A 14,516-nucleotide genomic window follows, 5' to 3' on the forward strand; every position below is an offset into this window, starting at 1 on the left:
GCCGCGGGGCGGCGCTGACCCACCCGTGTGAAACCCTTGGGGAGCTTGTGACCAGGGGCGGGGAAGAAGGGCTGCCCCTGCCCGGTACCGCCGGGTAGGGTGCGGCCTCATGGGTGGCGAGAGCACGATACGTACGGCCCCGCGCAGCGGAGGCACCAGCGCCGGCACGGCGCAGACCGGCAGCACGCTCGGAAATCGCTTGTCCGGGATCGCCGTCGCGTTGGGCATCGTCCTGTTCCTCGGCGGGTTCGCCTGGGCAGCGGTGGTCTACCGGCCGTACACCGTGCCCACCAGCTCCATGTCGCCGACGATCGACGCCGGGGACCGGGTCCTCGGCCAGCGGATCGACGGCAGTGAGGTACGCCGGGGCGACGTCGTCGTCTTCCGCGACAAGAGCTGGGTCACCAACGCGGACGTCGTCAAGCGCGTGGTCGCGGTCGGCGGGGACACGGTCGCCTGCTGCACCAAGGGCAAGCTGACGGTCAACGGCAAGCAGATCGAGGAGCCGTATCTGCCGGCGGGCAGCCTGGCCGAGCTCCAGGGCTTCCCGACCGTCACCGTCCCCAAGGGCCGGCTCTTCCTCCTCGGTGACGAGCGCCAGGGCTCCCTGGACTCCACCGCCCACCTCACGGACGCGGCGAAGGGCACGGTCGCCCGCAGCGCCGTGAGCGCCCGCGTGGACGCCGTCGTCTGGCCCATGAAGGGCCTGCTCAAGCGCCCGACCGGATTCGAGACGCTGGGCGCCCTCTCCCAGCCGGGCCCGCTGCGTACCATCGAGTTCATGATCGTGGGCGGTGCCGTGCTGGTCCTCGCCGGCGGCGCGTACGGCCCGATCGCCGGCCTGCTGGGCCGCTCCCGTTCCCGTGGCCGTACGGAGCCCGCCGGTGCCCGCTGAGGCGCTGCCGGAGGGCACCCCGCGCGCCCCGCGCAAGGTGGCCCGGGTGGTCCTCCTGGACCCCGACGACCGCATCCTGCTCCTGCACGGCCATGAACCGGACGACCCGGCCGACGACTGGTGGTTCACGCCCGGCGGCGGACTGGAGGGCGACGAGAGCCGTGAGCAGGCCGCGTTGCGGGAACTCGCCGAGGAGACCGGCATCACGGACGTCGAACTCGGCCCGCTGCTGTGGCGGCGGATGTGCTCCTTCCCGTTCGCCGGCCGCCGCTGGGACCAGGACGAGTGGTACTACCTGGCCCGGACGGCGCATACGTTTGAGGTGAAACCCGAGGCCACAGCCCTGACCGAGCTGGAGCGGCGCAGTGTCGTGGGAGCGCGTTGGTGGACGTGCCGGGAACTGACCCGGGCACATGAGACGGTGTATCCGACCAGACTCGCCGAGCTGTTCCGTAGGCTGCTCGACGAAGGTCCCCCCGTCAGGCCCGTCACCCTTGACACGGAAATCGTCTAGGGGCACGCGGGACTGGCGCACAATGGTGGGATCGCACGGCTGAAGGGGAACATGCCATGAGCGCCGAGGACCTCGAAAAGTACGAGACCGAGATGGAGCTGAAGCTCTACCGGGAGTACCGCGATGTCGTCGGTCTGTTCAAATTCGTGATCGAGACCGAGCGGCGCTTCTACCTCACCAACGACTACGAGATGCAGGTGCACTCGGTCCAGGGCGAGGTGTTCTTCGAGGTGTCCATGGCGGATGCCTGGGTCTGGGACATGTACCGGCCGGCCCGCTTCGTGAAACAGGTCCGCGTCCTAACGTTCAAGGACGTGAATATCGAGGAGCTGAACAAGAGCGATCTGGAGCTTCCGGGCGGCTGAGCCGGGCTTCGAGGGCGGCTTGCCGTCGCTCGTGTGGGTGACGGAGTTGTCCACAACCGCCGAGTAACCCACCAAGATCCACTTCTGGGTCGGGGATGCGTGACGGTTGGCGCCGGAGGTGGTGCCGACATGAACACGAATCGGGCACGCAGCGCACTCGGCAAGTACGGCGAGACGCTGGCCGCGCGGCGGCTGACGGAGGCCGGTCTGACGGTCCTGGAGCGCAACTGGCGCTGCGGCAGGTCGGGCGAGATCGACATCGTGGCGCAGGACGGGGACGTCCTGGTGGTCTGCGAGGTCAAGACCCGGCGGGTGGGACTGTTCGAACACCCCATGGCGGGGGTGACCCCCGAGAAGGCGGAGCGCCTGCGTGGCCTCGCCGAACACTGGATCCACGCACACGGAGGAGCACCGCCGGGCGGCGTCCGCATCGACGTGATCGGCGTGCTCCTGCCGCAGCGCGGGGCGCCCGTGGTCGAGCACGCGCGGGGGGTGGCGTGATGGGGTTCGCGCGGACGTGCTCGGTGGCGCTGGTGGGCGTCGAGGGTGTGGTGGTCGAGGTCCAGGCCGACCTGGAACCGGGAGTGGCGGCGTTCACGCTGGTGGGACTGCCGGACAAGAGCCTGACGGAGAGCAAGGACCGGGTACGGGCGGCGGTGGTGAACTCGGGGGCGGCCTGGCCCTCGAAGAAGCTCACGGTCGGGCTGAGCCCGGCGTCCGTGCCCAAGAGCGGCAGCGGCTTCGACCTGGCGGTCGCCGCGGCGGTACTCGGCGCGGCCGAGCGGATCGATCCCCGGGTGCTCGCCGAGATCGTGATGATCGGCGAGCTGGGCCTGGACGGCCGGGTGCGGCCGGTCCGGGGCATCCTGCCGGCCGTGCTGGCCGCCGCCGACGCCGGGTACGAGCAGGTGGTCGTGCCCGAGAGCGCGGTGCCGGAGGCCTCGCTGGTGCCAGGAGTGTCGGTGCTCGGCGTGCGCAGCCTGCGCCAGCTGATCGCGGTCCTCACCGACGAACCGGTGCCCGACGAGGAGCCGATCCCCGGCGAGATCCGCTCCGACCCCTTCCTCGCCGGGCTCGCCCTCCCCGGCATGGGACTCGGCACCGGCATGACGACCGGTGAGCACGCGCCCGACCTGGCCGACGTCGCCGGACAGCACGTGGCAAGGGCCGCCCTGGAGGTGGCGGCGGCCGGACGCCACCACGTCTTCTTCAAGGGCCCGCCCGGAGCCGGCAAGACCATGCTGGCCGAGCGGCTGCCGGGGCTGCTGCCCGAGCTGAGTCGGCAGGAGTCCCTCGAGGTCACCGCCGTCCACTCGGTCGCCGGGATGCTGCCACCGGGCCATCCCCTCGTCGACAGGGCGCCCTACTGCGCCCCACACCACTCGGCCACCATGGCCTCGCTGATCGGCGGCGGAACCGGCCTGCCACGCCCCGGAGCGGTGTCCCTGGCCCACCACGGCGTGCTCTTCCTCGATGAGGCCGCCGAGTTCCACAGCAGCGTCCTGGACGCCCTGCGCCAGCCCCTGGAGTCCGGTCACGTCGTGGTCGCCCGGGCCGCCGGGATACTGCGGATGCCGGCGAAGTTCCTCATGGTCCTGGCCGCCAACCCCTGCCCCTACGGCCGGCACGGTACCCGCGGTGACGTCTGCGAGTGCCGGCCCTCCTCGATCAAGCGGTACCGGGCCCGGCTCTCCGGGCCCCTGCTGGACCGCGTGGACCTCAGGGTGAGCGTCGAACCGGTCGCCCGGGAGGAGCTGCTGAGGCTCCACACCGGCGCCGAACCCTCCGCCGTCGTGGCCGACCGGGTGCGCGCGGCCAGGGAGCGGGCCGCCCGCCGCTACGACGGTCTGCCCTGGCACACCAACAGCGAGGTGCCCGGCCACGAGCTGCGCACCCGCTGGCACGTCCAGCCCGGCGCGCTCGCCAAGGCCGAACTGGATCTCGACCGGGGCCTGCTCACCGCCCGTGGCCTGGACCGGGTGCTCCGCGTCGCCTGGACACTGGCCGACCTCGCGGGCCACGACCGGCCCTCGGTCAACGACGTCAACCTGGCCCTGGAGCTGCGCACCGGCGTCCGGCGCGGAGCGGTCCTGGAACGGACCGCGACATGAGCGGCGGCGGACTGCACGCCCGGATCCTCCTCACCAGGGTCATCGAACCCGGCGACGAGACGGGCGGGCGGTGGCTGCGGGAGTACGGGGTCCAGGAGGTGGCCAGACGGCTGCGTGCGGGTGGGGCGGCGGCGCTGCCCGGGGTGAGCGAGACCCGCTGGGCCGGCCTCCGTGCCCGGGCCGGACACGCCGACCCGGAGCGGGACCTCGCGGTCGCGCGGGAGGCCGGAGTGCGTTTCGTCGCCCCCGGTGACACCGAGTGGCCCACCCAGCTCGACGACCTCGGGGACGCCCGCCCCCTCGGGCTGTGGGTGCGGGGGCGGCCCAGTCTGCGGATGTGGGCGCTGCGTGCCGTCGCCGTCGTCGGGGCGCGGGCCTGTACCGAGTACGGGGCGCACATGGCGGCCACCCTCGCCGCGGGGCTCGCCGAGCGCGGCTGGGTGGTGGTGTCCGGCGGTGCCTACGGCGTGGACGGCGCGGCCCACCGCGGCGCCCTCGGCGCCGGTGGTGCCACCGTCGCGGTGCTGGCCTGCGGGGTCGACCGGCCCTACCCGCGGGGGCATACCGAGTTGATCGGCAGGATCGCGGAACAGGGCCTGGTGGTCGGGGAGTTGCCGCCAGGTGAGCATCCGACGCAGAGCAGATTCGTGCTCCGCAACCGGGTGATCGCGGCCCTGACCAGGGGGACCGTCGTCGTGGAGGCCGCCCACCGCAGCGGCTCGCTGGTCACCGCGCGGGCGGCACAGCGGCTCGGCCGCTTCACCATGGGCGTGCCGGGTCCCGCCACCAGCGGCCTCTCGGCCGGGGTGCACGAGTTGCTGAGAGGGGAGGCCGCTCTCGTCACGGACGCCGCGGAGGTCGTCGAACTCGTGGGCGACATGGGCGAGCTGGCACCGGCCAGACGCGGTCCCGTCCTCCCGCGTGACCTGCTGGAACCCGCCGCCCGGCGGGTCCTGGCCGCCCTGCCCGGGAACCGGACGGCGTCACCCGAAGAGGTGGCGCGGGGCGCTCAGACGTCCGAGGACGAGGCCGTCGCGAGGTTGTACGAACTCCGAGCACTTGGTTACGTCGAACGACACGGCGACGGCTGGAAGTTGACACGCCAGGCGATGATCTCGGTCCGAGAGGGTCGGAGTCGGCGCTGACCGAGCGTGTTCGGCCGTCCGGGGGAACCCCCGACGCCCTTGGGAATTCCCGGAGTTGACACCCGCGTCCGATCACGCAGAGCGACGCGCCGAGCGCGGCCGGACGCGCCGTACAGGGGGTTCACGCAGGGGTGGAGCCTCGGTGTTCGCGCACCGCGACTCCTCAGTCACGCTACGCTCACGAAAGCCCTGGCGCAGACCGCGCCAACCGGCACCGGACCGACACCCCGCCCAACCCGCATCCTTCACCCCCGCCCGCCCCACTTCACGGCACATCACGGCACTTCCTGGCACTTCACGGCAGAACGGCACAAGGCGACGAATGCCCCAGCACACCTCCGGGTCCGACCGGGCGGCGATCCCCCCAGCCGCCCGCGACGGTGGCAGCGTGCGGCCGCCCGCTCCCTCGACGCTCGACGAGCTGTGGCGGTCGTACAAGGCGACGGGGGACGAGCGGCTGCGGGAACAGCTGATCCTGCACTACTCGCCGCTGGTGAAATACGTGGCGGGACGAGTGAGCGTCGGTCTGCCGCCCAATGTGGAGCAGGCCGACTTCGTCTCCTCCGGGGTGTTCGGGCTCATCGACGCGATCGAGAAGTTCGACGTTGACCGGGAGATCAAGTTCGAGACGTACGCGATCACCCGGATCCGGGGCGCGATGATCGACGAGCTGCGGGCGCTGGACTGGATCCCCCGGTCCGTACGGCAGAAGGCGCGCAACGTCGAGCGGGCGTACGCCACGCTGGAGGCCCGGCTGCGCAGGACGCCCTCGGAAGTCGAGGTGGCCGCCGAACTCGGCATCGAGGTCGACGAACTCCACGCCGTCTTCAGCCAGTTGTCGCTGGCCAACGTGGTGGCGCTGGAGGAGTTGCTGCACGTCGGGGGTGAGGGCGGGGACCGGCTGAGCCTCATGGACACGCTGGAGGACACCGCCGCGGACAACCCCGTGGAGGTGGCCGAGGACCGGGAGCTGCGGCGGTTCCTGGTGCGGGCCATCAACACGCTGCCGGAGCGGGAGAAGACCGTGGTGACCCTCTACTACTACGAAGGGCTCACACTCGCCGAGATCGGCAACGTGCTCGGGGTCACCGAGAGCCGGGTCAGCCAGATCCACACGAAGTCCGTGCTGCAGCTGCGGGCGAAGCTGGCGAGTTTCGGTCGCTGAGCGGCGGCTTTCGGCCGCGGGCCCGGAGATTTCGGGGCATGGCCGCCGGGGTGACCCGTGTCCCGGTCGTGCTGTCTCCCGTCCGGCGGGGCGCGTCCGTAGAGTGGTTGACGTGCCAAGGATTCGAGCGGCCTCCGTGGCCGAGCACCGGTCGATGCAGCGAGCCGCCCTGCTGGACGCGGCGCGGTCCCTCCTGTCCGAGGGCGGGACGGAGGCGCTGACCTTCCCCGCGCTCGCCGAGCGGACGGGACTCGCACGCTCGTCCGTGTACGAGTACTTCCGCTCCCGGGCCGCGGTGGTCGAGGAGCTGTGCGCGGTCGACTTCCCCGTGTGGGCGGCGGAGGTCGAGGCGGCGATGGAGCGTGCGGCGTCCGGCGAGGGCAAGGTCGAGGCGTATGTCCGACAGCAGCTGGCGCTGGTCGGGGACCGGCGGCACCGGGCGGTGGTCGCGATCTCGGCGAGCGAGCTGGACGCCGGGGCGCGGGAGAAGATCCGGGCCGCGCACGGCGGGCTGGTCGCGATGATCGTGGAGGCGCTGGGGGAGCTGGGGCATGCGCAGCCCCGGCTGGCGGCGATGCTGGTGCAGGGGGTTGTGGACGCGGCGGTACGGCGCATCGAGCTGGGCGCGGCCGAAGACCCGACGGTGATCACGGACGCAGCCGTGGCCATGGCGCTGCGGGGCGTGCAAGGCTGAGGCCGGCCGGGGCGGGGGCGGAGACGCCTCCCGGCGTCGGCAGAGTGCCGCTGCGCCCACCCGTGCCACCCGTGCCACCCGTGCCACCCGTGCCGCCCGTGCCGCCCTGCGGCACGCCTGCCCGCAGCTGAGCAGCTGAGCAGCTGAGAGGGGCGCGGGGCTGTATTTGATGTGCGGCTACCGCCGCGTGGGCGCGAGCAACCCCCACTCACCCGCAGCCGCACCACCGTCCCCCGTCACCCCTCCGGCAGCGGCACCCCCAGCACCGGCAGCAGTCTCGACGGACCCCCGTTCAACAACCACGGCGGCAACAACAGCAACGGGTCCACATACACGTCCCCCCTGAGCAGCCCCCAGTGCACACACGTACTCGCACCACAGTGCGCACCCGGCTCCACCGTGCCCACCACCTGCCCCGCCGCCACCTGCTCCCCCTTCTCCACCTGCGCCGTCACCGGTTCGTACGTCGTGCGGAGGTCCGTTCCGGCGAGTCGCACCGACACCACGCCCCGCCCGGCCACCCGCCCCGCGAAAAAGACCCGGCCCGCCGCCACCGCCCGCACCTCCGCGCCGGGCGCGGCACCCAGATCGACCCCGCGGTGCCCGGGGCCGTACACCGTCGCCGGTGGCTCCCAGCCCCGCAGGACCGGCGGTCGCACCCCCACCGGCCAGGCCCGGCCGATCGCCGGGACCGTCGCGGGAGGGGGCGGGGGATCCTCCGCCCAAGCCACCGCCCAGCTCCAGGTCCAGACCCAGGTCCCGGTCACCGTCAGAAGCAGCGGCACCGTCGCCGCCCACATCCACCGCATCGTTCGTCGCATCGCCCACATGACCGAACCGTCCCGCAATCGGCCGATCATGGCCGGTACCTGTGGACTACTCACCGGTTGTGGACAGCGGCGTCACCCGGTGCCTCGCCGGTCCCGTACACTTCCTTTGGCGATCCGGGTCACCGGGTCGACTTCGCACGCCCCGACATCAGATCAGCAAAACGATCTGGGTCAGCGCTTCTCGGTCCTTCGTGGCACAGCGCAAACGGGCGTCAGGCGCGGGAGCCGTCCGGAACCCGCGGCACAACCGAGAAATTCAAGGAGATACGGCCATGGCCGTCGTCACGATGCGGGAGCTGCTGGAAAGCGGCGTCCACTTCGGTCACCAGACCCGTCGCTGGAACCCGAAGATGAAGCGCTTCATCTTCACCGAGCGCAACGGCATCTACATCATCGACCTGCTCCAGTCGCTGTCGTACATCGACCGCGCCTACGAGTTCGTCAAGGAGACCGTCGCCCACGGCGGCACGGTCATGTTCGTCGGCACGAAGAAGCAGGCGCAGGAGGCCATCGCCGAGCAGGCCACCCGCGTCGGCATGCCCTTCGTCAACCAGCGCTGGCTGGGCGGCATGCTCACCAACTTCTCCACCGTCTACAAGCGTCTGCAGCGCCTCAAGGAGCTCGAGCAGATCGACTTCGAGGACGTCGCCGCGTCGGGTCTGACCAAGAAGGAGCTTCTCGTGCTCTCGCGCGAGAAGGCCAAGCTGGAGAAGACCCTCGGTGGTATCCGCGAGATGTCCAAGGTGCCCAGCGCCGTCTGGATCGTGGACACCAAGAAGGAGCACATCGCGGTCGGTGAGGCCCGGAAGCTCAACATCCCGGTCGTCGCGATCCTCGACACCAACTGCGACCCCGACGAGGTCGACTACAAGATCCCGGGCAACGACGACGCGATTCGCTCCGTCACCCTGCTCACCCGCGTGATCGCCGACGCGGTCGCCGAGGGCCTCATCTCCCGTTCCCGTGTCGCCACCGGCGACAAGGGCGAGAAGGCCGCCGGCGAGCCGCTCGCCGAGTGGGAGCGCGACCTGCTCGAGGGCGAGAAGAAGGCGGACGAGGCCGAGGTCCAGACCTCCGCCGAGACCGAGAAGGTCGCCGACGCCGAGCAGGCCGAGGCTCCGGCTGCCGCCGAGGCCGCTGTCGAGGCTCCGGCCGCCGAGGCTCCGGCTGTCGAGGCTCCCGCTGCCGAGGCTCCGGCCGCGGACGCCGAGCAGGCCTGACCGTCCGGTGAAGCGTTGACGGTGGGGGCGGTGCCATGAAGTCCGCCCCCACCGTTCACCCGTAGGTCAGCCAACGGTCCGCGATCCACCCCTACAGGTGGAATCCACACATGGGATCCATGTGGATCGCAGACGTGCAGATCTTCGATCTTCCAGACTTCGAGAAAGACTTACAGACTCATGGCGAACTACACCGCCGCTGACGTCAAGAAGCTCCGCGAGCTCACCGGCGCCGGCATGATGGACTGCAAGAAGGCCCTGGACGAGGCCGACGGCGACGTGGACAAGGCCGTCGAGGCGCTCCGTATCAAGGGCCAGAAGGGCGTCGCCAAGCGCGAGGGCCGCTCCGCCGAGAACGGCGCCGTGGTCTCGATCATCGCCGACGACAACTCCTCCGGCGTCCTCGTCGAGCTGAAGTGCGAGACGGACTTCGTCGCCAAGGGTGACAAGTTCCAGGCCGCCGCCAACGCCATCGCCGAGCACGTCGCCAAGTCCGCCTACGCGGACCTGGAGGCCCTGCTCGCCTCCGAGATCGAGCCGGGCAAGACCGTCCAGGCGTTCGTGGACGAGGCCAACGCGAACCTCGGCGAGAAGATCGTCCTGGACCGCTTCGCGCAGTACGCCGACGGTTTCGTGCTCGCGTACATGCACCGCACGATGCCCGACCTGCCCCCGCAGATCGGTGTCCTCGTCGAGCTCGACAAGCCGAACGCCGAGATCGCCAAGGGCGTCGCCCAGCACATCGCCGCCTTCGCGCCGAAGTACCTCTCCAAGGAGGACGTGCCGGCCGACGTCGTCGAGTCCGAGCGTCGTATCGCCGAGGAGACCACCCGCGCTGAGGGCAAGCCCGAGGCCGCGCTCCCGAAGATCGTCGAGGGTCGTCTGAACGGCTTCTTCAAGGACGCCACGCTGCTCGGCCAGCCGTACGCGCTCGACAACAAGAAGTCGGTCCAGAAGGTTCTGGACGAGGCCGGTGTCACCCTGAAGCGCTTCACGCGCATCAAGGTCGGCATCTGAGTCCGTACCGCGATCGACGCGCGACCCGCGGGGAAATCCCGGTAGGGTCGGTCGACAGCAGTCGTCCGGGTACCCGGCCAGACCCAGGGTCGTGACGGACGGCAGCAGATCTGACGAGGAGGCCATTGCCGCGCATGGGCAGCGAAAAGCGACCCCACCGGCAATGGCCTTCTTCGTATGTGCACCACGTGAAAGAGGCGGGATCTCCATGACCACCAAGGCTCAGAAGAGCGACGACGGCAAAGTACGCGGCCGGTTTCTGCTGAAGCTGTCCGGAGAGGCGTTCGCCGGTGGCGGCGGCCTGGGCGTGGACCCCGACGTGGTGCACAAGATCGCCCGTGAGATCGCGGCCGTCGTCCGCGACGGCGCGGAGGTCGCCGTCGTCATCGGCGGCGGCAACTTCTTCCGTGGCGCCGAGCTCCAGCAGCGCGGCATGGACCGGGCCCGCTCGGACTACATGGGCATGCTCGGCACCGTGATGAACTGCCTGGCCCTCCAGGACTTCCTGGAGAAGGAGGGCATCGACAGCCGGGTGCAGACCGCGATCACCATGGGCCAGGTCGCCGAGCCGTACATCCCGCTGCGCGCCGTGCGCCACCTGGAGAAGGGCCGCGTGGTCATCTTCGGCGCTGGTATGGGCATGCCGTACTTCTCCACCGACACCACCGCCGCCCAGCGCGCCCTGGAGATCGACGCCGAGGCGCTGCTCATGGGCAAGAACGGCGTGGACGGGGTCTACGACTCCGACCCGAAGAAGAACCCGGACGCCGTCAAGTTCGACTCCCTCGGCTACGGCGAGGTCATCACCCGCGAGCTCAAGGTCGCCGACGCCACGGCGATCACGCTCTGCCGCGACAACAAGCTGCCGATCCTGGTGTTCGAGCTGCTCGTGGAGGGCAATATCGCGCGGGCCGTCAAGGGTGAGAAGATCGGCACGCTGGTGGGTGACCAGGGCGGCCGGGCCTGACCGGCACCGCCTGACGCACCCTGACCGGGGGATGGACAATGTCCTGCCGGTCGGGAACCGTGCAGGAAAGAAGACGCGACGCAGCCGGCCGCCGCCCGCACAGGAATCGCAGCCGGGCCTTACTCAAGACACGCAGGAGCAAGTGGTGATCGAAGAGACCCTCCTCGAGGCCGAGGAGAAGATGGAGAAGGCCGTCGTGGTCGCCAAGGAGGACTTCGCCGCGATCCGCACCGGTCGTGCGCACCCGGCGATGTTCAACAAGATCGTGGCCGACTACTACGGCGCACCGACGCCGATCAACCAGCTGGCCTCGTTCTCCGTACCGGAACCGCGCATGGCCGTCGTGACCCCGTTCGACAAGAGCGCGCTGCGCAACATCGAGCAGGCGATCCGCGACTCCGACCTGGGCGTCAACCCGAGCAACGACGGCAACATCATCCGTGTGGTGTTCCCGGAGCTCACCGAGGAGCGCCGCCGCGACTACATCAAGGTCGCCAAGGGCAAGGCGGAGGACTCCCGGGTGTCCATCCGTTCCGTCCGCCGCAAGGCCAAGGACGCCATCGACAAGCTGATCAAGGACGGCGAGGTCGGCGAGGACGAGGGCCGTCGCGCCGAGAAGGAGCTCGACGACACCACCGCGAAGTACGTCGCGCAGGTGGACGAGCTCCTCAAGCACAAGGAAGCGGAGCTTCTCGAAGTCTGATGAACGACTCATCCTGGGGAGCGCCGCCACACGCCGGTGCGCAGGCCGGGCAGGCGGGATCACCGGCCGGGTACTGGGGCCCGACCGGTCAGGGCACCGGCCAGGGGTACGACCAGGGTCCCGCCGAGGGGCAGGGGTACGACGAACGGGGTCCTGTCCAGGGCCAGGGGTACGACCAGGGTCCCGTCCAGGGCCAGGGGTACGCCACCGGTTCCGGCCGCGGCCAGGGGTACGACCAAGCTCCCGGCCAGGGGTACGACCCCGGCTACGCCCATGGCTATGGCCAGGGACATGTCCAGGGAGCCGCCCCGGCGGGTCCCGCGTACGATGCGCATGACGCGCAGCAGACTCGCCCCATGCCCATCGTGCCCGACGACGCACCACCGTACGGCGGAGACCAGGACGACGACCGGGGGGCCGCTCGGCTGAGCGGCCCCTTGTTCCGAGACGACACGTTCCAGGACGGTACGTCCCGCGACGGGACCCACCGCAACGACACCCCGTCGGCGCAGCCTCTGCCCCATGCGGCGGCGCCGCAGAATCCGGAGCCCATGCCCGACGCCCCGCAGCCGGCGCCCGCGCCGCAGAAGAAGAACGCGGGTCGGGACCTGGGTGCGGCCATAGGGGTCGGCGTCGGACTGGGCGTCGTGATCGTGGCGTCCCTGTTCGTCGTCAAGGCCGTCTTCGTCGGCGTGGTCGCGGTCGCGGTCGTGGTGGGCCTGTGGGAGCTGACCAGCCGGCTCCAGGAGCGCAAGGGCATCAAGGCGCCCCTGGTCCCGCTGGCACTGGGCGGCGCGGCGATGGTGGTCGCCGGCTACGCCCGCGGTGCCGAGGGCGCCTGGGTCGCCCTGGCACTGACCGGGCTCGCGGTCCTGGTCTGGCGGATGACGGAACCCCCGGAGGGCTACCTCAGGGACGTCACGGCGGGCCTCTTCGCGGCGTTCTACGTCCCGTTCCTGGCGACCTTCGTCTCGATGATGCTCACCGCGGACGACGGCCCCCGCCGGGTGATCACCTTCCTCCTCCTCACGGTGGTCAGCGACACCGGCGCCTACGCGGTCGGCTGGCGTTTCGGCACCCACAAGCTCGCCCCGCGCATCAGCCCCGGCAAGACCCGCGAGGGCCTGGTCGGCGCGGTGCTGTTCGCGATGGTCGCGGGCGCGCTGTGCATGCAGTTCCTGATCGACGACGGCACCTGGTGGCAGGGCCTGCTGCTGGGCCTCGCGGTCGCGGCCAGCGCCACCCTCGGCGACCTCGGCGAGTCCATGATCAAGCGGGACCTGGGTATCAAGGACATGGGCACCTTGCTCCCGGGCCACGGCGGAATCATGGACCGCTTGGACTCGCTGTTGCCGACGGCCCCGGTGGTGTGGCTGCTGATGGTGCTCTTCGTCGGCAGCGGCTGACGTACACCTGTCGTAGTCGAGCCCCCGTCCTTCGCAGGGCGGGGGCTCATCGGCTTGTCGGCCCCGGATGGCGCAGCAGAAATCGCATGGTCAGTCCGGTCGGAGGCAGACTCCCTGTGAGGACGCTGTGTGTCCTCTGACGCGCAGGGAGTGTGCCCATGCCCCTAGACCCGGCCCCGGCCTCCACCCCGACCCCGACCCCGCCTCCTCCGGTGCGGTTCTGGCCCGTCGACGACCTGCCCGCCCTCGACCCCGACCCGTTCCTCGACGAGATGCTGCGCGACGAACCGGTCACCCGGATCAAGCTCGCGCACGGCGAGGGGCACGCCTGGCTGATCACCCGTTACGAGGACTGCCGTTTCGTCACCTCCGACCCCCGCTTCTCCCGGGAACAGGTCGTCGGCCGCGATGTCACCAGCATGCGCCCGGAGCCCGTGGCCTCGCAGACGGCGGGCCTGCAGTACATCGACCCGCCGCGGCACAACCGGCTGCGCCGGGTCGTCGCCCGTGCCTTCACCGGGCGGGCCATGCAGCGGCTGCGGCCGATGGCCGAGCGCAGGGCTGCCGAACTGCTCGACGTGATGGCGGCCGCCGGGCCGCCGGCCGACCTCATGGAGCATCTGCACGGCCCCTTCCCGATCGCCGTCATCCGTGACTTCCTCGGCGTCGACGAGAAGGACTGGCACCGCTGGGCGGCGACCGGGGAGGCCCTGCTGTCCGCCGGCGCCGACTCCGAGGAGCGCGCCAAGGAGGCGGCCCGGACCACTCGGGCCCGGATCGCCGAACTGCTCCAGCGCCGCCGTGAGGAGCCCCGCGAGGACCTCGCCGGAGTGCTGGCGCTGGCCACCGAGGCCGGCGAGATCACCGAGGACGAGGCGATCTCGCTGGCCACCGCCATCCAGGTCAGCGGCGGTCACGCGGTCCGCAACAACAGCGGCTCGATGATGTACGCGCTGCTCACCCACCCCCGCCATCTGGAACGGCTGCGCCGCGAGCCGGAGCTGCTCCCCAAGGCCGTGGACGAACTCTTCCGCTACGTCCCGCACCGCAACGGTGTCGGCATCCCGCGGGTCGCCATCGAGGACGTCGAGGTCGGTGGCCAGCTGATCCGGGCCGGTGAGGTCATCTACAACGCGTATGTCGCCGCCAACCGCGACCCCGCGGTCTTCCCCGACCCCGACGACCTGGACTTCGACCGCACCGACGGCCCCCACCTGGCCTTCGGGCACGGTCCCCACCACTGCATGGCCGCCATCATGGCCCGTATGGAGGCCGAGATCATGATCGGCTCGGTCCTCACCCGCTTCCCCGGCATCCGCCTGGCCGTACCGGCCGAGGGGGTCGAGTTCCAACGCCAGGGCCTGATCCGCGGCCCGCGCACCCTGCCGGTGACGTGGTGACGTGGTGACGTGGTGACGTGGTGACGTGGTGACGTGGTGACGTGGTGACGTGGTGACGTGGTGACGTGGTGACGTGGTGACGTG

At 70.8% G+C, this 14,516-nt stretch carries 16 protein-coding genes; 14 read left to right on the top strand and 2 right to left on the bottom strand.

Features of this window, described 5'->3' with window-relative positions:
* Positions 1-109: 109 nt before the first annotated feature.
* From lepB to AB0D59_RS30695, 8 genes are all read left to right on the top strand, one after another.
* A complete protein-coding gene (lepB, locus tag AB0D59_RS30660) occupies positions 110-895 on the top strand; it encodes a signal peptidase I (RefSeq protein WP_362572171.1) in 786 nt (261 codons plus the stop codon).
* Positions 885-1,409 (top strand): NUDIX hydrolase, encoded by a 525-nt coding sequence (locus AB0D59_RS30665; RefSeq protein WP_362572174.1) that lies wholly within the window; start codon positions 885-887, stop codon positions 1,407-1,409. The genes lepB and AB0D59_RS30665 overlap by 11 nt, the downstream gene beginning before the upstream one ends.
* Positions 1,410-1,465: 56 nt before the next feature.
* Positions 1,466-1,774, top strand: coding sequence for a DUF2469 domain-containing protein (locus AB0D59_RS30670; RefSeq protein WP_043444228.1), 309 nt, complete (start codon positions 1,466-1,468; stop codon positions 1,772-1,774).
* A 129-nt stretch (positions 1,775-1,903) separates the two neighbouring features.
* Positions 1,904-2,275, top strand: coding sequence for a YraN family protein (locus AB0D59_RS30675; RefSeq protein ID WP_362572177.1), 372 nt, complete (start codon positions 1,904-1,906; stop codon positions 2,273-2,275).
* Positions 2,275-3,885: a YifB family Mg chelatase-like AAA ATPase gene (locus AB0D59_RS30680; protein WP_362572180.1), complete on the top strand. Its 1,611-nt coding sequence runs from the start codon at positions 2,275-2,277 to the stop codon at positions 3,883-3,885. The genes AB0D59_RS30675 and AB0D59_RS30680 overlap by 1 nt, the downstream gene beginning before the upstream one ends.
* Positions 3,882-5,030, top strand: coding sequence for a DNA-processing protein DprA (gene dprA, locus AB0D59_RS30685; RefSeq protein WP_362572182.1), 1,149 nt, complete (start codon positions 3,882-3,884; stop codon positions 5,028-5,030). Before AB0D59_RS30680 ends, dprA begins: the two co-directional genes overlap by 4 nt.
* A gap of 322 nt (positions 5,031-5,352) precedes the next feature.
* Entirely contained in the window at positions 5,353-6,195 is an 843-nt protein-coding gene (gene whiG, locus AB0D59_RS30690; protein ID WP_362572185.1) for an RNA polymerase sigma factor WhiG, read from the top strand.
* 136 nt (positions 6,196-6,331) lie between these two features.
* Entirely contained in the window at positions 6,332-6,889 is a 558-nt protein-coding gene (locus AB0D59_RS30695) for a helix-turn-helix domain-containing protein (protein WP_362572479.1), read from the top strand.
* Between the two features lie 236 nt (positions 6,890-7,125).
* Here AB0D59_RS30695 and AB0D59_RS30700 read toward each other — a convergent pair whose 3' ends face one another.
* Positions 7,126-7,749 carry a M23 family metallopeptidase gene (locus AB0D59_RS30700; RefSeq protein ID WP_362572188.1) on the bottom strand — a complete coding sequence of 208 codons (624 nt, stop codon included), beginning with the start codon at positions 7,747-7,749 and terminating at the stop codon, positions 7,126-7,128.
* 242 nt (positions 7,750-7,991) lie between these two features.
* Here AB0D59_RS30700 and rpsB point away from each other — a divergent pair, with 242 nt between their 5' ends.
* The 4 genes from rpsB (at position 7,992) to frr (ending at position 11,626) form a co-directional block, all read left to right on the top strand.
* Positions 7,992-8,939, top strand: coding sequence for a 30S ribosomal protein S2 (rpsB, locus tag AB0D59_RS30705; RefSeq protein WP_362572190.1), 948 nt, complete (start codon positions 7,992-7,994; stop codon positions 8,937-8,939).
* A 180-nt stretch (positions 8,940-9,119) separates the two neighbouring features.
* Positions 9,120-9,956 (top strand): translation elongation factor Ts, encoded by an 837-nt coding sequence (tsf, locus tag AB0D59_RS30710; RefSeq protein WP_362572193.1) that lies wholly within the window; start codon positions 9,120-9,122, stop codon positions 9,954-9,956.
* Positions 9,957-10,164: 208 nt separating this feature from the next.
* Positions 10,165-10,923, top strand: a complete 759-nt coding sequence (gene pyrH / locus AB0D59_RS30715; RefSeq protein ID WP_362572195.1) for a UMP kinase — start codon at positions 10,165-10,167, stop codon at positions 10,921-10,923.
* A 145-nt stretch (positions 10,924-11,068) separates the two neighbouring features.
* A complete protein-coding gene (frr, locus tag AB0D59_RS30720) occupies positions 11,069-11,626 on the top strand; it encodes a ribosome recycling factor (RefSeq protein WP_361949582.1) in 558 nt (185 codons plus the stop codon).
* Positions 11,627-11,685: 59 nt separating this feature from the next.
* Here the strand turns inward: frr and AB0D59_RS30725 are convergent, their stop codons facing one another.
* Positions 11,686-11,961 carry a hypothetical protein gene (locus tag AB0D59_RS30725; protein WP_362572197.1) on the bottom strand — a complete coding sequence of 92 codons (276 nt, stop codon included), beginning with the start codon at positions 11,959-11,961 and terminating at the stop codon, positions 11,686-11,688.
* Between the two features lie 21 nt (positions 11,962-11,982).
* Between AB0D59_RS30725 and AB0D59_RS30730 the strand changes: the two genes are divergently transcribed.
* Together AB0D59_RS30730 and AB0D59_RS30735 are read left to right on the top strand one after the other, a co-directional pair.
* Positions 11,983-13,032, top strand: a complete 1,050-nt coding sequence (locus tag AB0D59_RS30730; RefSeq protein WP_362572199.1) for a phosphatidate cytidylyltransferase — start codon at positions 11,983-11,985, stop codon at positions 13,030-13,032.
* Positions 13,033-13,190: 158 nt separating this feature from the next.
* Positions 13,191-14,432, top strand: coding sequence for a cytochrome P450 (locus AB0D59_RS30735; protein ID WP_362572202.1), 1,242 nt, complete (start codon positions 13,191-13,193; stop codon positions 14,430-14,432).
* Positions 14,433-14,516: the final 84 nt, after the last annotated feature.

The organism is Streptomyces sp. NPDC048417 (assembly GCF_040651615.1).
GTDB lineage: Bacteria > Actinomycetota > Actinomycetes > Streptomycetales > Streptomycetaceae > Streptomyces.